At 49.6% G+C, this 22065-nt stretch carries 15 protein-coding genes; 12 read left to right on the forward strand and 3 right to left on the reverse strand.

Annotated features, from left to right (window positions below):
• Positions 1-159 precede the first annotated feature (159 nt).
• Positions 160-1047 (forward strand): NAD(P)-dependent oxidoreductase, encoded by an 888-nt coding sequence (locus ACTJJS_RS10950; protein ID WP_440663717.1) that lies wholly within the window; start codon positions 160-162, stop codon positions 1045-1047.
• Here ACTJJS_RS10950 and ACTJJS_RS10955 read toward each other — a convergent pair.
• Positions 1044-1427 carry a winged helix-turn-helix transcriptional regulator gene (locus ACTJJS_RS10955; protein WP_440663718.1) on the reverse strand — a complete coding sequence of 128 codons (384 nt, stop codon included), beginning with the start codon at positions 1425-1427 and terminating at the stop codon, positions 1044-1046. The genes ACTJJS_RS10950 and ACTJJS_RS10955 overlap by 4 nt on opposite strands.
• A 136-nt stretch (positions 1428-1563) precedes the next feature.
• Here ACTJJS_RS10955 and ACTJJS_RS10960 point away from each other — a divergent pair, with 136 nt between their 5' ends.
• Entirely contained in the window at positions 1564-1971 is a 408-nt protein-coding gene (locus ACTJJS_RS10960; RefSeq protein WP_440663719.1) for a DoxX family protein, read from the forward strand.
• A 90-nt stretch (positions 1972-2061) separates the two neighbouring features.
• Here the strand turns inward: ACTJJS_RS10960 and ACTJJS_RS10965 are convergent, their stop codons facing one another.
• Positions 2062-3999, reverse strand: coding sequence for an SPFH domain-containing protein (locus ACTJJS_RS10965; RefSeq protein ID WP_168872974.1), 1938 nt, complete (start codon positions 3997-3999; stop codon positions 2062-2064).
• Positions 4000-4767: 768 nt separating this feature from the next.
• On the opposite strand from ACTJJS_RS10965, the gene ACTJJS_RS10970 reads away from it, so the two are divergent.
• The 7 genes from ACTJJS_RS10970 (at position 4768) to ACTJJS_RS11000 (ending at position 17629) form a co-directional block, all read left to right on the forward strand.
• Positions 4768-7167: an ABC transporter permease gene (locus ACTJJS_RS10970; protein ID WP_440663720.1), complete on the forward strand. Its 2400-nt coding sequence runs from the start codon at positions 4768-4770 to the stop codon at positions 7165-7167.
• Between the two features lie 1035 nt (positions 7168-8202).
• The gene (locus ACTJJS_RS10975) at positions 8203-9069 is read left to right on the forward strand and encodes an ROK family protein (protein WP_440663721.1); all 867 of its coding nucleotides are present in this window, start codon (positions 8203-8205) and stop codon (positions 9067-9069) included.
• 457 nt (positions 9070-9526) lie between these two features.
• On the forward strand, positions 9527-10798 hold the full coding sequence (locus tag ACTJJS_RS10980) for a Gfo/Idh/MocA family oxidoreductase (protein WP_168872977.1): 1272 nt from the start codon (positions 9527-9529) through the stop codon (positions 10796-10798).
• 64 nt (positions 10799-10862) lie between these two features.
• The gene (locus tag ACTJJS_RS10985; protein ID WP_440663722.1) at positions 10863-14234 is read left to right on the forward strand and encodes a DUF1080 domain-containing protein; all 3372 of its coding nucleotides are present in this window, start codon (positions 10863-10865) and stop codon (positions 14232-14234) included.
• A 202-nt stretch (positions 14235-14436) separates the two neighbouring features.
• Positions 14437-15087 carry a hypothetical protein gene (locus tag ACTJJS_RS10990; RefSeq protein WP_440663724.1) on the forward strand — a complete coding sequence of 217 codons (651 nt, stop codon included), beginning with the start codon at positions 14437-14439 and terminating at the stop codon, positions 15085-15087.
• Between the two features lie 318 nt (positions 15088-15405).
• Entirely contained in the window at positions 15406-17145 is a 1740-nt protein-coding gene (locus ACTJJS_RS10995) for a thiamine pyrophosphate-dependent enzyme (RefSeq protein ID WP_440663725.1), read from the forward strand.
• Positions 17146-17155: 10 nt separating this feature from the next.
• Positions 17156-17629, forward strand: a complete 474-nt coding sequence (locus ACTJJS_RS11000; RefSeq protein WP_168872981.1) for an MEKHLA domain-containing protein — start codon at positions 17156-17158, stop codon at positions 17627-17629.
• Between the two features lie 73 nt (positions 17630-17702).
• Here the strand turns inward: ACTJJS_RS11000 and ACTJJS_RS11005 are convergent, their stop codons facing one another.
• Positions 17703-18905: a cytochrome-c peroxidase gene (locus tag ACTJJS_RS11005; RefSeq protein ID WP_440663726.1), complete on the reverse strand. Its 1203-nt coding sequence runs from the start codon at positions 18903-18905 to the stop codon at positions 17703-17705.
• A 134-nt stretch (positions 18906-19039) separates the two neighbouring features.
• On the opposite strand from ACTJJS_RS11005, the gene ACTJJS_RS11010 reads away from it, so the two are divergent.
• The 3 genes from ACTJJS_RS11010 to ACTJJS_RS11020 are packed head-to-tail and all read left to right on the forward strand — an operon-like array spanning position 19040 to position 22055.
• Entirely contained in the window at positions 19040-19582 is a 543-nt protein-coding gene (locus tag ACTJJS_RS11010; RefSeq protein WP_440663727.1) for an RNA polymerase sigma-70 factor, read from the forward strand.
• Between the two features lie 18 nt (positions 19583-19600).
• Entirely contained in the window at positions 19601-20599 is a 999-nt protein-coding gene (locus ACTJJS_RS11015; protein ID WP_440663728.1) for a FecR domain-containing protein, read from the forward strand.
• Positions 20538-22055, forward strand: coding sequence for a hypothetical protein (locus tag ACTJJS_RS11020; protein WP_440663729.1), 1518 nt, complete (start codon positions 20538-20540; stop codon positions 22053-22055). The genes ACTJJS_RS11015 and ACTJJS_RS11020 overlap by 62 nt, the downstream gene beginning before the upstream one ends.
• The last annotated feature ends 10 nt before the right edge of the window (positions 22056-22065 follow it).

Below are 22065 nucleotides of genomic sequence, written 5' to 3' on the forward strand. Positions count from 1 at the left end.
CGTGGGCCGACCACTGGCTGATTGACAAAATCCGTGCGTGAGCACGCAAAAGCAGCATAGTAGTAACAGCAATAAATGTTTCAAGGCAAAGGGTATTTAACGGGTTATAGTTTAAGTTAACAATTATCGATAACTTTCCCCTACAAATCTTACAAAAGCATGGAAACCATTGGATTTATCGGTGCCGGTAATCTGGGAACGCCGATCGTGACCAACCTGTTAAAAGCAGGCTATAAAGTAAAAGTATACAACCGTACCCGTGAGAAAGCGTTGCCACTGGAAGCGCTGGGGGCGGAGCTGGTGAGCAGCCCGGCGGCGACGGCTGTGCCGGGAGGTATTGTGATCAGCTTGGTGGCCGACGATAAGGCGGTAGAGAGCGTGGCGGGGGATGAGTTATTGCAGGCCCTCGGTCATGGCGGTATTCACGTATCGATGAGTACTATTTCGCCGGATACTTCCCGTGTACTGGCGGCACATCACCAGAAGCAGGGTGTTACCTATGTGGCGGCGCCGGTGTTTGCCCGTCCGGAAGCGGCGGCGGCGAAGGTGGGCAATTCGGTGATATCCGGTCCTGCGGCCGCTAAAGAAAGGATAAGACCTTTACTGGAAGCTGGCTTTGCCAAAAATATTTTTGATTTGGGGGAAGATGTGGGAAGTGCCAATGTGCTGAAGCTGATGGGCAACTTTATGATTGCCGGGGCTATCGAAATGATGGCGGAAGCTTTTGCTTTGGGAGAGAAAAACGGCGTAGACCCGAAAGTGGCTTATGAAATGCTGACCACTACCTTGTTTGCGACGCCCATTTTCCGTGGTTACGGCAGCATGGTGATAGACCGTACGTATGTAGGTAATCCGGCTTTCAGCGCTCCGCTGGGATTAAAAGACATGAACCTGGTATTGCAGACTGCTACCCGTTCTCATACCCCGATGCCACTGGCCCAGCTGGTACAGTCCCGGCTCATAACCGTGGTAGCGCGGGACGTAAAAGATGCTGACTGGACCGCTCTGGCAATGGGTGCGTTGGAAGATGCCGGCCTGAAGAGCTAGTTTTTGCTGACTGCCAGTTCCCCTGCCTGCCGGGTGGCGTTCCGGTGCATTTCGCCCCAGGTACACATATGTTCCAATAAACTTTCGAGTGACCGTCCCAGTGGGGTTAATTCATATTCCACGCGGGGCGGCACTTCCGGATAAATAATCCGTTTTATCAGCTGATCATTTTCCAGCTCTCTTAACTGCAGCACCAGCACTCTCTCAGATATACCAGATATAGATTTTTTCAGTTCATGGTAGCGCATTTTGCCTTCCAGCAATCGCCAGAGTATGGTTGGTTTCCATCTTCCGCCGATCACGGAAAGGGTATGGGCCGTCTGGCATAAGCCATTGAGTATCCGTTCATTGATCGCATTCGTTGAGTTTTCTTTCCGCATAGATACTGGTTTGTTTCTGACATAAATATACGATTTCACGGAACGCTATCCCACAGGATAGTGCTTTCCTTCCGGTAACTCTACTATAAAACATTATTGAATATCTATACGTTTGTATATCATAAAACTGTTCACTATGAAAATTGTTCCACTGTTGGGGCGTATCCTGTTTGCGCTCATCTTTGTAATGTCAGGTATCAATCACGTTGGCGGCGCCGGCGCCGACTATGCAGCAGCTTCCGGCGTACCGGCAGCTAACATTATGGTCCGGCTGGCAGGGTTGCTCGCGCTGGTAGGCGGCCTGAGCGTATTGCTGGGCTATAAGGCCAGAATCGGGGCCTGGCTGGTCGTGATATTCCTGGTGCCGGTCACATTTGCCATGCACAAATTCTGGGGTATACCTGATCCAATGGCAGCACAGATGCAGATGGCCATGTTTATGAAAAATGTGGCGCTCATAGGCAGTGCGCTGCTGATCGCTTACTTCGGTGCAGGGCCACTGAGTATAGATAACAGTTCAGGTAATATAGACAAGAGACCTTGATAAAACATGAAAGGCTGTCTCGCAGGAGACAGCCTTTTTTTGAAATTCAGGGTAACATGAATGGTGAAAGTGGGTATAGGGACGATAGCTTTATTTAGTTTCTGAATCGGCGGAAGGAGAAGCATTGGCTATCGTCGTTTGTTTGTTGGATATCTCTTCCAGTAATTTCAGTCCCAGCAGTCCACTGATAGGGCCGTTAGCGCCCTCACCGCCACCGATCAGCACATCCGGCATGATGCGGATATGTTGGTTGCCGATAGCTTCCATCACTTTTAACCGGGTGAAATTTTCACCGCCCATGGCTTCCACCGCGAGCTTATAGGATTCGGCGCTGGACTGGCCGATAGCGAGGATTTTTTCCGCTTCCGCTTTACCGGTAAGGGATATTTTTTCCGCTTCCGCTTTGGCTGTCCATTCGGTGCGGTCTGCATCGGCTTTGGCGAGGAGCCTTACTTTTTCGGCTTCGCCACTGGCCAGCAGTTTCATCCTGTCGCTTTCAGCGGTGGCCTGCAGGCGTACGCTGTTGGCGTCACCGGTGGCTTTTTTCACAGAGGCGTCTGCGATTCTTTCCGCGATGAGCACGCCCTGGTCTGCCTTCACGATCTCTTTCTGCATTTCTGCCACCGCTGTTTCCTTTTCGAGGGACTGCCGTGTTTCCTGTGCCTGGCGCTGTGTTTCGTAGGTTACTTTTTGTTCTTCCGCGATTTTACGGTCGGTCAGTGTTTTCATCAGGCTTTCCGGTGGCACAATGTCGCCGATAAGGGTGTCTACACCGAAAACGTTGTACTGGTCCAGCACCTGGCCGATGTGTTCTTTGGCTGCGTTCTGCCTTTCCTTACGGCTGGTCAGGAAACTGATCACGTCAGCGCCCTGGGCGGAGTTGCGGAAGTAGTTGCCGATGGTGGGTTCCAGTACCTGTGTGACGAGGTTGCTCATATTACCAAAGCGGGCAATCACTTTCGGTGCTTCCGTAGTAGGGATGTGAATGATTTGTGATACATCGAGGTTGAAAGTAAAACCGTCTTTGCTCCGTACAGTGATGGTGGAGAGGTTTTTATCGAGCTGGTGCGCTTCGCTTCTGGCGGAGGCCCAGTTGAGCACCAGGTTGGTGGTTGGCACCAGTTCCACTTTCATGATGTACGGATTGATCGGGTATTTACCAGGGCCTAACGGTTCTGCCCATACGCCTTTGGTGCCTTTCGCCACGATGTTGCCGTGTTTGAATTCAACGCCGCTGATGTCTACACCGTCGCTGCCCACGAAAGAGATCACGACGCCTACGTGGCCGATGGCTATTTCCGTCATGCGAACGATCTCCATTTTAGCGAACCAGGGGTTGATAAAATAGGAACCTGCGAGGATGACTTGTTCTTGTAATCCTTTATAGCCGCCTTTTTCGAGGAAAGCGTCCACGTCCTGGAAGTTGTTGTGCTGCGGGATGGTTTTACCAGCGATCGCGCCGACCTCAAGGGCTTTCCCTTCCAGCGTGGTCACAATACCGACGGCATTTTCCGGGATGGACACCATATCAGTGATTTCCACTTCAAAAATGAATGTATTGATACGGTAAGAACCGGGTGTCATAATACCTGTCTGCCGGCCTTTGCAGCCGCCATTTTCGAGGAAGGCCACGGTGTCCTGGAACATGTCACAGCTGACTTTGCGGGCGAGGATCGAGCCGGTAGGTAGTTCTGCGCCGTCTTTTGCGAGCACTAGTCCTATTTTACCGGTGGGAATAATGGTAAAAGGCTGAAAGGTGATGGCGTATTGCCACATCCATTTCCAGAAATATACGCCGGGGGCCAGTGTTTGCGCCTGGAAGCCGGCTTCGCCCTGAGTGGCCAGGATGCGCCCTTCAGGCAGTTCCTGTTTACCAAACAGCACAAATTTTTTCGTTACCAGACCAATACGGTCTTCAGGGACAATGACAACGCCGAAGAATATACGAAGAATAACTTTGTACATAATCAGGCATAGAATAGGCAGGCCAATGAGCAATGCCCATTTTAATACAGGGGTGTTTTCCATGTTGTTGGTATTAGATGTTTAGGTATGTGCGTATGAAGATTACAGACAAGACACGGCGATGCCATGGCAGCACAGATGATACAGTGGCACAGCAATAGTCATTCGGCCATATGAAATGCCGTTAAACAGCCGGTCAGTTGCCCGAAAAATAATTTAGCAGGTTGGAGGAGAAGTGTTGAAGTTGGTCGCTATGTAGTCTGTCAGGTTAATGCTGAACAGGAATTGACGGAGTGCCATCGTGATGTTGATTGAGGATGTAAAAATGGATATAATTTTTCATCCGTCAAAATGCCCTGCTGGCAGGCGATTAAACGGATTGATAAAATGATGGACGCAGTGGCCTTGTTTTTTTCACGGTTGCAAAAAAGGATGATTTTATTGATGAAATTTTCAAAAAAGAGCGGTGAAATATATTTTTCCCTTATTTACTGCGGGTTACAGCGGATGAGGCTTCCGGATATATAAGGTGACGCCGGATGTTTTAGGTGTCGGTCTTTTGTTGGCGATGCCCGGGTGCTTCCCGTAAAACGGCTATGCTCCCGGTTTGTAATGGAAAAAACGTTGGCGGCCGGAATTGATGATGGTGGACTGACTCTCCGGCGGTAGGGAGTAGGAGTTATTTGTAAATGAACGTCCGGTGTACCAAAAACGCACAGGTTACTATTTTTTATATTTCTATTATATTGATTTTTAGTATAATAAGTAAGTGGCATTTTTATTGGCTTTTGGGGTACGTTCTTTAGCTTAACACTTAACATTGCACCTGTTATGTTTAAAAATTACCTGAAAACAGCCTGGCAAAAACTACGCAGCCATAGGTCATATGCTGTAATTAACACGATCGGGTTGGCAGTGGGCATTGCTGCTTGTCTGCTTATTTTTATATTGATTCGATATGAAACCAGCTTTGACAATTTTCATCACAACAGGGACCGCATTTACAGGGTAGTATCGGCAACCCAAACGCCGGCTGGTATAAACTATTCCATGGGCAGCGCTTTTCCGGTGGCGGAAGCATTGCGGCTTGATTATCCTCAGCTGGAACATGTGGCACGCATCTATGAAAGAAAGGGCAAACAGGTAGCGGTGGTAAACGATAACTCCCACGCCACTACGAAAAAGTTCAAGGAAAATATATTCTTCGCCGAACCGCAGCTGTTTGACATTTTTAATTTTCCTTTCCTGTCCGGCGACGCAAAGACTGCCCTGTCAGAACCCAATACTGTAGTGCTTACCCAGGCTATTGCGGAAAAATACTTTGGAGACTGGCATGCAGCCCTTGGGCAATTCATCAGGTATGATAACAGCCAGGTTTGCAAAGTAACAGGCATTCTGAAAAATATCCCGGCTAACACTGATTTTCCCGTGCAAGTGGTTTTTTCCTTTAAAAATGCCGGGCAGGAAGATATCGCTAATGACTGGGTCAGCCAGGATGGATCGTTAAATACTTTTGTCGTACTTCCCCGGAATATGACAGTGCCACATTTTGATGATAACCTGAAAGAATTTGTAAAAAAACATACGCCTCCCGAATATAGCAATCAGGGGTATTTATTGCAGCCGTTAAGTAATATCCACTATGAGAGTGCGTTTGGGACCTACAGCGGAGCCACTTTCAGCAGGGAACTGATTACCGCGCTCAGTTCAATAGGTTTGTTCCTGTTGTTGATTGCATGCATAAACTTTATCAATCTGTCTACGGCCCAGATCGTAGGCCGGTCCAAGGAAATTGGTGTCAGGAAGGTTTTGGGAGGCAGCAGGGCGCAACTGATCATACAGTTTCTGAGTGAAACATTCCTGATCACGCTTATTTCGGTAGCGATAGCTGTTTTAATAGCGTTGCTCGTAATCCCATTGCTTAACAATCTTCTGCAAACACCGCTAAAAATACAGCCCGATCTTTCTTTGGTGGCGTTTCTTTTTAGCATCACCATTGCTGTTACGCTTTTGTCCGGTATTTATCCTGCGATTGTCTTGTCCGGATTTAATCCTGTCACCGCGCTGAAAAGTAAGTTTACCAACAGGGCCACCGGGGGACTTTCCCTGAGAAGGGGACTGGTGATTTTCCAGTTTGCCATTGCACAGGCTTTGATCATTGGGACATTCATTGTTGTCAGTCAAATGGATTTTTTCCAGCACACAGACATGGGGTTTGATAAAGACGCCATTGTAATGGTACCTATTCCCAACGACACGGCCCGTCAGGCAAAAATGGAGACATTAAAGGCCCGGCTGCAACAACAGGCCGGTGTTAAAAGCGTGAGTTTAAGTGCTTTCAGTCCAATGGACCTGGCCAGTTGGCAAAGTGATTTCAGGTTTGATAACGCTTTAAAAAAATCGGGCTTCATGACGGACCTGAAATGGGCGGATGCTGACTATTTTAAAACGTATAATATCCGTTTCATCGCAGGAGTACCTTATAACCAGGCCGACACTGTAGGCGGGTTTGTGATCAACGAGATGATGGTGAAGAAATTAGGCTTTAAGAATCCTGAAGATGTTCTTGGGAAAAAAATTGACTTTTGGGATGGCACTATAAAGGCGCCGGTGGTAGGGGTCGTGAAAAATTTTAACGGGCAGTCGCTGAAGGATGAAATGATGCCTATGGTGCTTGCCTCATACAAAACAACATACCGCTTAATCAATATCAAGATGGAAGCCGGGCATATGGGGCAAACCCTGGCCGCCATTGAGCGGATTTGGACCGGGGCGAGTCCTGATTTTATATACGAATACCAGTTCCTCGATGATAAGATTGCCAGCTTTTACAAGCGGGAGAGCCAGCTCTCGCAGTTGTACAAGATATTTGCAGGCATCGCCATTTTTATTTCCTGTCTTGGCTTGTATGGCTTTGTGTCATTTATGGCAGTACAGCGTACCAAAGAAGTGGGTATCAGGAAAGTATTGGGCGCATCTGTCATCAACATAGTTTACCTGTTCTCCAAAGAATTCACGTTACTGATAGGCATCGCGTTTTTAATTGCCGCACCGTTGGCTTATTATTTCATGCATCAATGGTTGCAGCATTTTGCCTACCGGATAAATATTGGTGTCGGTATATTTTTACTGACCATTCTCAGTGCGGAGGTGATTGCGTGGCTGACTGTCGGCTATCAGGCGGTGAAAGCGGCGGTAGTGAACCCGGTGAAGAGTCTGAAGGCAGAGTAATTTGACTACGTCAACCGTTGACGGCCGGAGCCTCGGAGAGAGTGTGCTCCGGCCGTTACTGTTTCAGCGTTATGACATATTGTTGGGTATAGCGGACGAGAAGCTTTTTTCGTGTTGAGCTTTAGTACCCGGGAGTCATTACCGGAATAAAAATGCGGGCTTTGCGTGTAGTGGCCTGGTGTTTCAGGTTAGTGATGTAGGGTAGCGGCTTTGAAAAGGGGACTGCTGTTGAGGCCGGGAGGCAAACCAACATTTGGAGTGTTTTCGCACACGTTGAGCCCGAAGGTATGAATCGATGTTTGGAATGTTTACGCACATGTTAAGCCTGAAGGTTTAAACCAATATTTGGAGTGTTTTCGCGCATGTTAAGCCTGAAGGTTTAAACCAATATTTGGAGTGTTTTCGCGCATGTTAAGCCCGAAGGTTTAAACCAATATTTGGAGTGTTTTCGCACACATTGAGCCCGAAGGTATAAATCGATGTTTGGAATGTTTACGCACATGTTAAGCCTGAAGGTTTAAACCAATATTTGGAGTGTTTTCGCGCATGTTAAGCCTGAAGGTTTAAACCAATATTTGGAGTGTTTTCGCGCATGTTAAGCCCGAAGGTTTAAACCAATATTTGGAGTGTTTTCGCACACATTGAGCCCGAAGGTATAAATCGATGTTTGGAATGTTTACGCACATGTTAAGCCTGAAGGTTTAAACCAATATTTGGAGTGTTTTCGCTCATGTTGAGCTCGAAGGTATAAACCAATATTTGGAGTGTTTTCGCAGCGCCTGAACAGGAATGGCAAATCGGCATTTAAGCAATCGTTTGCAGTACTGTTGGCACAGTCCGGGATAATTTGAGAGGTAATTCTCCCCGGGCCGGCCGCAGGATTGATATTTTTCTTTTTGCATTTTCAAAAAAGAGACTATATTGAGACTCATATTTTCGCTTTGCTAAAACGATTTATTTGACATTGTCAACCAAACAATCTTATATTTGTCGAGGCTAAAACGATTTAGCTTTTTTATACTTTTAAAACTGTTTATGAAAAGTTCCATGGCTTTAGGAATTGATATCGGCGGGTCTCATATCACAGCAGCATTGGTGAACCTGGAAAAAAGAACAATTGATACGCATTCCTGGCACCGTACGCGCGTCAACTCACAAGGCAGCGCAACGGAAATAATTGACGCATGGGCGGTCGTGATCAATGACGCTTTTAAGGATACACCTGCCGGCGACCGGTACATTGGTATTGGTATGCCCGGTCCTTTTGACTATGAGCTGGGTATCAGCCGAATGAAAGACCAGCATAAATATGACGCGCTCTATGATCTCAACGTAAAGAATATGCTGGCGGCCAAATTGGAGCTGGACCCATCCAGGATACGTTTTATCAATGACGCAGGTTGTTTCCTGCAGGGAGAAGTTTTTAGTGGCGCGGGACGCAATTATCAGCATGTGATTGGCCTCACCCTCGGCACCGGCCTCGGCTCCGCAACTTTCCACGGTGGCCTGGCACAGGATGCTGACCGCTGGTGCACACCCTACCGCGATGGCATCGCAGAAGACTACCTGTCAACCCGCTGGTTCGTGAAAAGATACCAGGAACTGACCGGTAAAACAGTGAAAGACGTAAAAGAACTGACCACCTATATTCATACAGACGCTACTGTTCAGCAGATATTCGACGAATTCGCCTTTAATCTGGCAGCCTTCCTGACCGGTTTTATCCGCGATGAATCTCCGGAAGCCATCGTTATCGGAGGTAATATTGCACAGGCTGCAGACCTGTTCTTCCCTGCAGTCACACGTGAACTGGCGAAACACAACTACCATTTGCCACTGCTGGTTGCCTCCCTCGGCGAACAAGCCGCTATCCTCGGCGCTGCCAGCATCTGGTACGAATAATATATTTAATGACGATTGATGGGTTTGCTTATGGAGAGGTGGGTTTGCCTCCTGCTGTCAGCAGCCCCCTGCGGTAGATGAAAAAGCCCTTTCCGGGAGCAATAAGCGTATCTGATACGCTTTGTGGCAGGGCATCTGCATAAATTTCTCCCTAAAGACCATAAAAAAAATAGCGGGCTTTTTCATCTCCCTAAATCCAATATAAAAAGCCGGTATTCAGACAACCATGTCCGCGCCGGGCTTCATTTTGCTTTATATATAGCTGCGCAGGCCATCCTCCATGGCTAACGTCCTCCTTTTGCCGTTTATCACTATTTTCAGCCGCTCCGCTTGCAATTGCCCTACCGACTTTCTATCTTACCCAAACATCAACCAGGAACTTGTTTTTTACAGTGAATAATTATCCAGTGAACTAACGGAGATCAATACACGTACACGTATTCAATCAAACATATATATGGCAAAACAAAACAGCGATTCAAGGCGGGCGTTCCTTAAAAATTCCCTGGGAGCGCTTGCTGCATTCACGATTGTTCCCAGGCATGTGCTGGGACGTGGCTATCTGGCACCCAGCGATCAGCTGACCAAAGCCGTGATCGGCACCGGTGGCATGGGCCGCGGCCACTTCGGCTATGCCGGCACCCGCGTGGTAGCGATCTGCGACGTGGACCGCAATCACCTCAAACTGGCCATGGACCAGCTCGGCGACAAAGGCGTCAAAACTTTCTCCGACTACCGTGAAGTCATTACCCTCCCTGAAGTGGACATCGTCCACGTTGCCACTCCGCCGCACTGGCACGGAATTATCGCTGCCGACGCCGCCCGTGCAGGCAAAGATATCTGGTGCGAAAAACCCATGACGGCCACCATCGGCGAAGGTAAACGCCTAGTGGAAGCGGTACAGCAACACGGCCGCATCTTCCGTCTCAATACCTGGTTCCGCTTTGAAGACCGCTTCTATGGCATGGGAACAACGGTAAAACCAATCAAAAAACTGGTGGAAAGCGGACTGCTTGGCTGGCCGCTGAAAGTCACCGTCAGCAAACATACCGGCTTCGACTGGAAATTTTTCTGGGTGGGTAAAACCAATCTGGAAACAGTAGCCGTCCCCAAAGAACTGGACTATGATATGTGGCTAGGGCCCGCACCGTTCCGCCCTTATAACCCCCACCGCGTACACCAGACCTTTCGCGGCTACTGGGACTATGACGGTGGTGGCCTCGGCGATATGGGCCAGCACTACCTCGACCCGGTTCAATATTTCCTCGGTAAAGACGATACCAGCCCGGTCAGCGTGGAAATAGACGCGCCACAACAGCATCCCGACGCGGTAGGCACCTGGAGAAGGATCACCTACACCTACGCCGACGGATGCCAGATCATCCTCGATGGCGAAGGCAAAGACGAAAAAGCCGCCTACATCGAAGGACCAAAAGGTAAGCTGTACCCCGGCTTCAAATCCGATATACCAGACCTGGAGAAAAAACTGGCCGCATTCCCTGACCCGCTGCCGCAACAGACCGACTTTGTGGACGCCGTGAAGAACAGGAAAAAATTTGCGCTCAATGAAGAGAATGGCCACCGTTCCTGCACCCTGGTGAACATGGGCAAAATAGCGCTTCGCCTGAACCGCTCCCTCAAATTTGACCCGGTGAAACAGGAGTTTATCGATGACGCCGGCGCCAATGCCCTGATATTCCAGCCCATGCGCGGCCCCTGGACCATTTAGTCATTTCAATATTTAAATATTAGAATGACTAAATAGTAATTGTCTCCAACAAGAAAATGAACACATGAAAAAGATCGCATACATACTTACTGCACTGGTGGTTGGCTGGAACAGCCTGGCCATCGCACAGGGGCCGTCAGACCAGCGCGCGTTCAATACCAAAATCGCCGATGTGCTGGCCCTTATGCCCGCTCCCAATAAAGGACAGTTCAATACCAATATGGAAGCCATCAGCGCCCTCGGCGAAGAAGGCGTGGTGACCATCGCCGGTATGCTGGTGCCTGAAGGAAAAGGTGATAATACCCAGCTGCAATACGCCCTCGCCGGTTACGCCTATTACGTTACACAACCTGGCAAGGAAGCCAAACGGAAAGAAGCAGCAGCTGCTTTCTGTAAGGCTATCGCCAAAGCTGCAGACCCGGAAAACAAAGTGTTCCTGATCACTCAACTGCAAACCACCGGTGACAACGATGCGGTAAGCACACTGCTGCCTCTGCTGACAACAGACCGCTTCTGCGACCCTGCCGCCCGGGTGCTGGTGAAGATCAACACAACAGCTGCTCAGAAGACATTACTCGGCGCCCTCGCCACTGCTAACGCTGCTAACCGCATCACCCTCACGGAAGCGTTGGGCGATGCCCGTTATACCGCAGCAGTACCGGCTATCAACGCTGAACTGAACAGCAGCGACAAAAAACTGGTGAAAGTGGCACAGTACGCCCTCGCCCAGATCGCCGACCCGGCATCTGCTGCTGCATTGGGCAACGCTGCTGCCAAAGCCGGTTATTCCTACGATGTTACAGACGCTACTTCCTCTTACCTCTACTATGCCAATCAACTGGCAGCCAACGGCAATAAAGCTGCCGCGCAAAAAATCGCGGAAGCCCTGGTGAAACAATGCACCGCCGATGGACAGGTACATACCCGCACCGCCGGCCTCAAACTGCTGGTCGATATCCTCGGTGAAAAAAGCCAGCCCTGGCTCAATCAGGCCGTCGCTGATAAAAACGATGAATACCGCGATGCTGCCTTGAAGTTTGCCGCTCCGTTTGCCAGTGCTTCGTCACTCACCTGGCAGGCGCAACTGAAAAAAGCGACTGATGGTACCAAAGCGGCCATCATCAACATGCTGAGCGAAAATAAAGTGACTTCCGCACTGCCTGCTATTACCGCCCTCACCAAAAACAGCAACGATGCGGTGAGACTGGCTGCTATCGCTGCCGCCGCCCGCATCGGCGGCGCTTCGACGCTGCCAACGCTGCTGGGCATCATGAAGACCGGTTCAGCTGCTGATATCAACGCGGTGAAAAAAGCCCTGCGCCTGATACCTGGAGAAGAAGTCACCCAACAGGCCGGCGCCGCGCTGGCCACCATGCCTGCTCCCGCACAAACAGCGCTGCTCGAAGTGCTCGCCGCCCGCAAGGCAGACAACCGCGTAAACGATGTGTTGCCGCTGGCCGCCAGCAGCAATGCTGACGTGAAAGCTGCCGCCTTCGCAGCACTGAAAGACGTTGCCGGTAAAAACAACCTGCCTGCGCTCTTCTCCCTGCTAAATAACGCCAGCGCTCCACAGGAGATCAGTAATATCCAGACTGCCCTCATCAACGCCGGTGCCACCAGCAGTGATGTAATGGCGCAGATGAAACAAGCGTCTGCTGCCAACCAGTCGCGCTACCTCGGCGTGCTGGCAGGCATCGGTCAGCCTGCTGCCCTGGAACCGGTGATGACTGCCTTTGCTAACGGCGACGATGCTACGAAAAATGCAGCCGTGGCTGCGCTCTCCGACTGGAAAGACGCTTCTGCCGCACCGGCTCTGCTGAAAATAGCCCGTGACGCCGCCAACAGCGCCTATCGCGAAAAAGCACTGAACGGCTATATCGGCCTGACTAAAAAATCAGGATACACCGCTGACCAGAAAGTGTTAATGCTGCGCAATGCGCTGGAGCTGAATCCATCTGACGCAGTGCAAAAACAGGCGCTGACGGCACTGGAACAATGCAAAACTTTCCCGGCCTTACTGTTGGCAGGTGAATACCTCGATAAAGCAGCCGTTCAACAGGAAGCTGCCATGGCGGTGATGAACATCGCGCTGGCCAACAAAACCTATAACGGCAATACGGTACGTCAGCTGCTCGACAAAGCTGCTGCTGCACTGAAAGGTGGCGACGCCGACTACCAGCGCCAGTCCATCCGCAAATACCTCGCGGAAATGCCTGCAGGCGACGGCTTCGTGTCTATGTTCAACGGCAAAGACCTCAGCGGCTGGAAAGGACTGGTGGAAAATCCTGTCGCGCGCGCTAAAATGGACGCTAAAACACTGAGCAAAGCACAGGAGAAAGCCAACGAGACCATGCGCAAAGGCTGGTCCGTAAAAGACGGCCTGCTTATTTTCAACGGTCAGGGCGACAACCTCTGCACCGATAAAAAATATGGCGACTTTGAAATGCTGGTGGACTGGAAAATTACACCCAACGGCGACGCTGGTATCTATCTCCGTGGTACGCCGCAGGTACAGATATGGGACACTTCCCGTACTGATGTGGGCGCACAGGTAGGCTCCGGTGGCCTGTACAACAACCAGCAGAATGAAAGCAAACCGCTGAAACTGGCCGATAACGCCATCGGGGAGTGGAACCACTTCCGCATCATTATGAAAGGAGATCGCGTGACCGTTTACCTCAATGGTCAGCTGGTGACAGACAATACCATCCTGGAAAACTACTGGGACCGCAATCTGCCTGTCTCCGCGGAAGACCAGATCGAACTGCAGGCACACGGTACTTACGTGGCTTACCGTAACCTGTACATCAAAGAACTACCCCGCGTGAAACCTTTCGTGCTGAGCGACGAGGAAAAGAAAGCAGGTTACAAGGTATTGTTCGATGGCACCAACATGCATGAATGGACTGGCAATACCAAAGATTATGTGATCGATGAAGGTGACCTGGTGATCTATCCTACTAATGGTGGTCACGGTAACCTCTACACGAAGAAAGAATACAAGAACTTCTCTTTCCGTTTTGAATTCCAGCTTACTCCCGGCGCCAACAATGGTCTGGGCGTTCGTGCCCCGCTGACCGGCGACGCCGCCTACCAGGGCATGGAATTACAAATCCTGGACAACGAAGCAGATATCTACAAAGACCTGAACATCTACCAGTACCATGGCTCCGTGTATGGTGTAATCCCCGCTAAAAGAGGTTTCCTTAAACCAGTGGGAGAGTGGAACTACGAAGAGGCTATCGTAGATGGTACTCATATTAAAGTCATCCTCAACGGTACTGTTATCCTTGATGGCGATATCGCTGAAGCCCGCGAAAAAGGCACACTGGACCATAAAAACCATCCCGGCCTGAAAAATGAAACCGGCCATATCGGTTTCCTGGGACATGGATCTATTGTCCGTTTCCGTAATATCAGGGTGAAAGAATTGTAGTATTTATACTACACGATTTGTGAGGCGCCGGCTGAAATTTCAGCCGGCGCTTTTTTTATGTTATTCTGCCATTAGGAAACTGTACCATACCACATCGCCCGTCTTTCGTACCTTTGATCGTCTGCCAACAACTGTAAACCCCAACGGCAGACACTTCAACATGAGATACCTGACCGCTTTACTGATTTTATTTTTGCTGACCATGGAAAATACTGCACATGGGCAAAAGCAGCCCCGGGTAATACCCGGCTATTACAATGCCAGCCGGATGGAAGTGGCCGAAGAGCTTTGTATTTTTGAAAACAACCGCTTTGTGTACGCCATGAGTTATGGCGCCCTGGATATTTTTGTGAGAGGAGCATGGACACAGCAGCACGATACTATTTATCTTTCTACTGATAAAGTGAAGAGCAAATATTTTCTTGCTTTTTCTTTAGATAAAAAAGTACCTGCTGGTAAAATGTTGTTGGTATTTAAATTCGGTTATCAACACGCACCGTACATCAACTTTAGTTTTGCCTCACAACCTCTAGTGACAGCGCATCCTGGGATGACACAAGTGGCAGAAGGTTTTCAAACCCTGGTCGATATGCCCGCTTCCCGCCAGCTGTGGCTGGTCCATACCATGTACGATGCGGAGTTCTCTGAGTATGTATTGCCGGCAAATGTCAATAAAGTTGTGATCGCGCCTGGTGATGGATTAGGTAAACCGGTATTTCATAACATGCCTTTTCTGCTGGAAGACAGTTGCGTTATCAACCTGAATGATGAACAAAGGAAGTTCAGGTACACAGGGCCCGTGTCGGCAGAAGACAAACAATACGCTCAGCCGGATACCACTAAAAGAATGTAGTAGTTGTACTACATTGTGTAGAACTGATGTGACGAAAAAAGTAAGGATAACTACTTAATCTCCGCATAACAAAAAAAATAATAGCCTTCCATAGCGCAGAAAATCAGGCATATGCGCGTTAATGATCATGATGCTGATCATGGAAAATTTGCTTTGTTAGAAATACTAATTTATCTTGTATTATCAGTGAGTGTGAGCAATGCACCGTATATCTTTTTTTGAAAACCTTATCTATCATTCTTCTTAAAAATCCCTCTTTTATATCCTCATGCAGACCTTTTAAGAAAACCGCGATACATCAATTTTAATCCGTATTCTATGACCTTCAGTAACCTTTATGGAAATCCTCCATGCGTGGCTGATAATTATCAGCTTATTATTGACACCCTTACCGAATGGGGTATTCATTTGTACACCGGCGTTACAGGCGGCGGCGTTATTCACTTGTTAAAATATCTTAAGCCCCTCGAAGACCTGCCTTCCCATGATCCTTCATTTTTAACGTTGGGGGAATACAGCGCGGGCTTTGTTCCGTTGGGCTATTACCTGGCCAGTGGCAGGATTGCCGCTGCGGTGGCCACTACAGGGGCTGCTACCAAGTTGATCACTTGTGGATTAAGTGATGCCAAGCTGCACGATATACCAGCGGTTTTTATTGTACCTGTTTCCGGTAGTCATACCGAGGGTTTTTCTCCCTTACAGGATACTTCCGTATATGGAAGTAATGCCGTAGCGCAGTTACGCGCGGAATTGGGAGATGCTGTTTTTGTATTGAATGATCCGTCGTCACTGACCGCACAGCTGGCCGCTGCCAAAGCGATGCTGGACCGTTCCCGGCCAGTGGTGTTGGTATTGGACAACGAAGCAGTAGGCGCCCCGCTGATGGAATATTCCATGCCCCTGCCTGAAGAGGAGACCGTTGCAGAAGACGATTACCTGGATGCTTTTGTGGCCTCCTTCCGCAAAGCAACCGCCGATAAACGGGTGGTGGTGTTAGTAGGAGAAGAAATGGCGCGTTATCCCCAGGCGAAGCTGCTCACAACGCAGTTGTGCGAACAACTGCAGGCTGCGGCCATCTGGAGCATCAACGGCGCCAACGCCGTAAGCAATGACAACCCTTACGGTTACGGCTATATTTCCTTCGGTGGAAACGATAAGGCAATGGCCCTGTTCAATTCGCTCGGTGAACAGGATGTGCTGGTAGTACTGGGCGCCTGCCCGGATGAATACACTATTAACTTCAGCGGTTTTAAGGCGGCCCATACTTATTTCCTGGGCAACATTTTCGAAGCGTACGGACTGGTGGACAACAGTCTGCGCCATGTGGCCACCGGCGGCTATGATCATGTTCACGGTCCTTTGGATGTTTTATTAAGCGCATTGATCAGCGCAGAGCAGCGTTACCCCTTTGTGAACAGGCCCGTTGCAAAAGCGCCGGCAGATCTGAACGACAGGCCGTTTGCCATGCCAAGGGAAGGTTATGTAAATATGGCTACGTTATACCAGCGGCTCAACAAATGGTGGCCGGCACATTCACTGGGAGTGGATGATGTTTGCCTGGCTTATAAAGACCGTCAGTACGTAACACAACGCCCCAACGATAATATCAATTTCTATTCTCTTTACCGCGGCTCTGCTATGGGCGGCGCTTTTGGCGTAGCGGTGGGCGCGAAGCTGGCGGATGTGGACCGTCCTGTTTTTTTGTTTACGGGAGATGGTTGTTTCCGCCTTTTTTCCGGCTCTTTAGGAGAGGTGAGCCAACTGGGCATTGTCATTTTTCTGCTGAACAATGAATCCTTGTCTATCGTGGAACAGGGACTGGAAAAAGTACTGCCTGATATCGCAGCGCCGCATTATCACGCGCGCGTTGCCGCCATCGATTATTGTGCGATCGCCAGGGCATGTGGCTGGGACGCAGCACGATTGCAACCTGACCTGGGCAACCTGGAAGAGCTGTTACTCCGGATGGAAACACAAGGGCAACGTTCCCTGCTCATAGAAGTGCCCGTAGACCACCAGCAGGAGCTGGGCCAGAATCCTCGTCTCAAAAATCTATAACCAATATATCATGCCTTCTTTTTTGTCTTTAATCACACAGATAGATCATAATTTTTTCACCAGGAACGGCAAGGCGCTTCCGTCGCCGCCGGATGTTTCAGCCAGGGCGCAGTGGTTGCACGAAAAGGCGCCCTATAGTATCCTGGCACATGGCACCGGTGCTGATCCGCATTTTATTTATGCTAATCAATATGCGTTGTCCTGTTTTAAGTACACTCCGGAAGAGCTGCTACAACTGCCTTCCCGCTTAAGCGCGGCGCCGCAGGACAGAAGCGAACGCGAACGCCTGTTGCACGATGTGACGCTCAATGGTATTGCCTACCATTATACTGGTCCGCGCGTTGACAAGTACGGTAATACTTTTACCATTTATGACGGCGTGGTATGGCGGTTAACGCAGGAAGACGGAACACCGCTGGGGCAGGCGGCGCTTTTCTGGCTGAAGGAAACGGAAAGACCTGACTGGTATACCGGTGTGAAATAAGAATGGAAACTACTGTTGTCAGTGGGCCAACCTGTAGTGGTTGGCCCTTTTTTAAAAATTCATACACACATATTTATTTAAACGGATCTGCATATTTCGGGTCTTTGATCAGCTGCCCGTCCGTTAATGTTTTCAGGAATGCGATGATATCGCTTTTGTCTTTTGGGGTTAAAGGGACGCCAGACCCAGCCACAGCACTGAGTTGTATGCCCAGGTTGGGATTGCCTTTGATACCATGGTTGTAATGTTCCAATACGTCTTCCAGCGTGGCAAAGCGGCCGTCATGCATATACGGTGCAGTGAGCGCCACATTACGAAGGCTGGGTATTTTGAATGTACCCTGGTCAGCGGACTTGTGCGTGATTTCACCGATGCCTTTGTCCGTATAATCGGCTTCCAGTCCGTTGTTGGAACCGAAGCCGGTATTGATGCCGGTATTGTCGGAAACGAGAAAAGAGGGGAGCTTGCCATATTGCGCAGTAGCAAAATCGCTGTGGCATTCGGTACAGAAGTTGACCTGCAGCAGCCGTAGCCCGTTCTTTTCATCGGCGCTGAGGTTACTGAGATTACTGGCAAGCCCCTGATCGTATTTGGACTGAAAAGACACGATGCTGCGGATAAACTGAGATAGTGCATTAGCAATACGGGGCGAAGTCACATTTTCATCTCCGAACGCCGCTTTAAACAACGGGCGATAATAGGGAATACCATTGAGCTTTGTTTCCAGTGCGGCGAGCGAGGGCATGCCCATTTCAATATGGTCCAGTACAGGCATCAGCGTTTGTGTTTCCAGGTCGGCGGCCCGCATGTCCCAGAACATGGTTTTGGCGCCGAAGAAACGTTGGTTTACCACCGGCATGGCATTGCGGCGGGTGACCTGGTTGTCGAACCCGGAGGAGTGGGCCACACCGTCCGTAAATGCTTTGTCCTGGTGATGGCACGAAGCACAAGAGCGGGTATTGTTGACCGACATGTTTTTGTCATAAAACAATACGCGGCCCAGCGTGGCGCCGGCATTGGTGATAGGATTGGCGCCGGGCGTATTGTCAAGGTCAGTGCGGCTGGCAAGGAACGCCTTCATATAGGGCGGCATGTTATTGATGGTGCCCACATAATCATACAGGGCAGTCGGCAGGTGAGGAACGCCGGATGTGTTGGCAGGTGGCTCCTGGCTCTGACCGTTTCCATCATGGCCCGGCAGTTGTGCCGGATCATTTTTTTTACAGGCAAATAACAGGAACAGCAAAAACAGCGATGATAATGTTAAATAACGCATGGTGTGCTTGGGTTTCCCATAATACACGTTGCCCTGGATTTCCCCTTACGGGAAAGAAATTAATTTATTTTTGCCGCCGGATAAGGGTATTTTAAAGTGAAGGTGTATTAGCGGTAGTTATTGAAACAATTAAGGTGGATATACATTTTGGCAAGACAAATGACCAGGATAAACTGGTGGAAGAATGTTTTCATACCTACTTTGAGGGGTTGCACCGTTATGCCTTCACGATACTGAAAGATAATGACGAGGCAAAAGACGCCGTACAGGCCGTTTTTCTGAAGTTATGGGAAAAACGGGCGGATATTGATGAACAACAGTCCATCAAGTCGTACCTCTACACGGCGGTATATCATTATTGTCTCAATGTCAGGCGGCATGAGAAAGTGAAAGACAATTACCTGGCGCAACGTCCGCCGGTTTTTGAGCACCGTAATGAGCTGGTGAGCAAAGAAACGCATCGGCGGATCATGGAACATATAGATAATCTCTCCCCGCAATGCCGGCTCATTTTCAGCAAAAGCCGTTTTGAAGGACGGAAGTATGCTGAGATAGCGGCTGATCTGGGCTTGTCGGTCAAGACCGTGGAAGTACAGATGGGTAAGGCTTTGAAAATACTGAGAGCCAAGCTGTTTGACGTGATGGTGATGATATTGTTTGCCTGTTTGTTTTTATAAGTTACAATTTTACAGAAAATGAGCACTGCTGAAAACCAAAACCTGCCATATGAGTTGTTAGGGAGATATTTTTCCGGGGAAGCTACCCCGGAAGAGGCGATGGCTGTGGATGACTGGATCAGGGAACACCGCGACCACCGGAAGGTGTATGACCAGGTGGCGGCGATATGGGATGATGCGGCGTTACAACAACGCTACCAGTTGCCCGACAGGGCCACGGCATTACAGGAACTGCAGGCGCGGCTGACGCCCCGGCCGACCGTCCGCCGTATGACAGGAATAGGCCGTGTCGCAGCGGCTGTGGCTTTGCTGGCAGGCGTTGCCGCTGTTTTGTTTTTCGTTCTTCGGTCTCACCATACGCGTAACACGTTGGCCCAGGTGTTGGAACGCACGGATGAGGCTATACGCAGGGACACATTACCGGACCAGTCAACAGTGGTGCTTAACAGTCATTCTTCTTTGCAATACGCATCAGGTTTTCAAGATACAGTTCGTGCCGTTAAATTATTGGGTGAAGCATGGTTTGATGTAACTTCGCGGCCGGATAAACCGTTTATTGTGTCAGTAGGAGATGTCAGGGTGCAGGTATTGGGCACCTCCTTCAACGTACGGCAGTCCGACACCACCATTGCTGTCATGGTGAAGACCGGTGCTGTGCGCATGTCGCGGGGCGATAGCAGCATACAGGTGAAAGCCGGCCAGGAAGGTGTTTATCACATCGCCCGGAAGGAACTGGGGCTCACTGCCGGTGCGTTTCATACCAATCAGCTGGGATATGCCACCCGGGTATTTAATTTCGAAAATATGACACTGAAAGAGATTGCCGCACAATTGGAAAAGGCGTACGGCGTTCGTGTGGTATTTGAAAATAAGGCACTGGAAGGTTGTACCATGAGCAGCACATTTGAAAACAAACCTATCGAATACGTTTTTGAGGTTATATCTGTTACGCTGAATGTCACATGCAGAATTGAAAAGGACCAGGTTTTTATCAGCGGCGCCGGCTGTGGTGGGTAGATGGCTGCTGACCGTTTTTTTGTTGACAGGAGCTGTACGGGGCTATAGTCAGTCATCTGCCGTTGACCTTCAAAAAAATATTACCATCAAGGCAAAGGAAATGCCACTGGATAAATTGTTACAGGCAGTAGGGCAACAGACCGGGGCCCGCTTCTCGCTGAACACCCGCAAATTCCCGCCTTCCCGCTTAATTCATCTCCATAAAAAAATACAGCCGCTGGGCGCTTTGCTGGAGGACATCCAACAGCAAACCGGCATCAGTTACCGCTTATTGGGCGGGCACGTTATTTTCGTAGATGCGCCACCGGTAAAACAGGCACTCGCTGCGGCGACACTAAAACCCGCTACGGCTATCGTGAAAAAACGGGCCGTTTCCCGGAAAATACCGGAAGCTGTTCGAAATAATGCACAGACGGCGGACAACGTTGCTATGCCACAAATGCCGGTGCTGACTAAAAACTCCGTCATCGCCCGTCCTCCACAATCTCCCGATGCTGTCATCATCAGGCCAGATACCCTGAAAGCCGCCATGGCTGTCAATAAGAAAGATACTGTGCTTTACAGGCCGGATTCCGGCCTCTTAAACTTATCGCTAAGGAAATCGCCCGAAGGGCAAAAAGAAAAAAGCAGAGATGGGATAGTAAATATCAGTTTCTCCCGCGAAGAAAAGAAAGGGTACACTGGCATCCTTCCCGGGCCCGATACCAGTGTGAGAGCAGAAGCCGCCCCGCCTCTAACTGCTGAGGCTATACGAAAACAGCCGGCCGCCAATAATCCGCCACAAAAAACGACTGACGTTTCCGCTTCCCAACGTATAACAGCTAAGAATAAACGTGAACATTCGTTTTTTCTCACCAACTGGTTCCGCCATTCCAACAGTTCCTTTACCGGCATCCGCAATGCCGGCGACGGCCCCGGGCCTGGCCTCATTCCCTTTGTAAGCGCAGGTATCACGTTGGAAGAATCCTTTTATATAAACGGCCGGTTGCAGGCAGGCATGCCTTTCCTGTATGCCATCGCCTCCTGGGGAACAGGGCGCGGCGCATCCGGGCTGCGTTATGGCGCCGGTACTTCCGTACGAATGAACGAGGATTGGCGCCTACATTTCCAGGCCACCACAGGAAGAATGGAATTTGACTATGATTCTTCGACGTTTGTTCAAAAACAGGTCCGTATGCATTGGCATAAGCTGGTCCTCCTCGGGGAAAGGCGGCTGAACGATCATTTTGCTGTACAGGGAGGCATATCCCTGAACATACTGAATGCGGAATATTACACTTTTAAAGACCTTATGCCACTGGGCAGACCTGAAGAAACAGCCCTGAAAGACGTGCGTTATTTTAAGCCATTATACACCATCAGTGATAACTTTAACGCCGGAGAGCCAAAGAGCCGGAAAGCGTGGATAGGCGTGCAGCTGGGCGTATCTTACCGTTTGGATTTCCGAAGGAAATAATAGATCTTAC

Source organism: Chitinophaga sp. 22308, assembly GCF_052045305.1.
Classification (GTDB): Bacteria; Bacteroidota; Bacteroidia; order Chitinophagales; family Chitinophagaceae; genus Chitinophaga; species Chitinophaga varians_A.

Bases quoted from the DNA above. Each gene is read 5' to 3' on its own strand.
- ACTJJS_RS11015 (WP_440663728.1), top strand. From the start codon at position 19,601: ATGAGCACTGCTGAAAACCAAAACCTGCCATATGAGTTGTTAGGGAGA.
- ACTJJS_RS10995 (WP_440663725.1), top strand. From the start codon at position 15,406: ATGACCTTCAGTAACCTTTATGGAAATCCTCCATGCGTGGCTGATAAT.
- ACTJJS_RS11000 (WP_168872981.1), top strand. From the start codon at position 17,156: ATGCCTTCTTTTTTGTCTTTAATCACACAGATAGATCATAATTTTTTC.
- ACTJJS_RS10985 (WP_440663722.1), top strand. From the start codon at position 10,863: ATGAAAAAGATCGCATACATACTTACTGCACTGGTGGTTGGCTGGAAC.
- ACTJJS_RS10975 (WP_440663721.1), top strand. From the start codon at position 8,203: ATGAAAAGTTCCATGGCTTTAGGAATTGATATCGGCGGGTCTCATATC.
- ACTJJS_RS10990 (WP_440663724.1), top strand. From the start codon at position 14,437: ATGGAAAATACTGCACATGGGCAAAAGCAGCCCCGGGTAATACCCGGC.
- ACTJJS_RS10950 (WP_440663717.1), top strand. From the start codon at position 160: ATGGAAACCATTGGATTTATCGGTGCCGGTAATCTGGGAACGCCGATC.
- ACTJJS_RS11005 (WP_440663726.1), bottom strand. From the start codon at position 18,905: ATGCGTTATTTAACATTATCATCGCTGTTTTTGCTGTTCCTGTTATTT.
- ACTJJS_RS10960 (WP_440663719.1), top strand. From the start codon at position 1,564: ATGAAAATTGTTCCACTGTTGGGGCGTATCCTGTTTGCGCTCATCTTT.
- ACTJJS_RS11020 (WP_440663729.1), top strand. From the start codon at position 20,538: ATGTCACATGCAGAATTGAAAAGGACCAGGTTTTTATCAGCGGCGCCG.
- ACTJJS_RS10965 (WP_168872974.1), bottom strand. From the start codon at position 3,999: ATGGAAAACACCCCTGTATTAAAATGGGCATTGCTCATTGGCCTGCCT.
- ACTJJS_RS10955 (WP_440663718.1), bottom strand. From the start codon at position 1,427: ATGCGGAAAGAAAACTCAACGAATGCGATCAATGAACGGATACTCAAT.
- ACTJJS_RS10980 (WP_168872977.1), top strand. From the start codon at position 9,527: ATGGCAAAACAAAACAGCGATTCAAGGCGGGCGTTCCTTAAAAATTCC.
- ACTJJS_RS10970 (WP_440663720.1), top strand. From the start codon at position 4,768: ATGTTTAAAAATTACCTGAAAACAGCCTGGCAAAAACTACGCAGCCAT.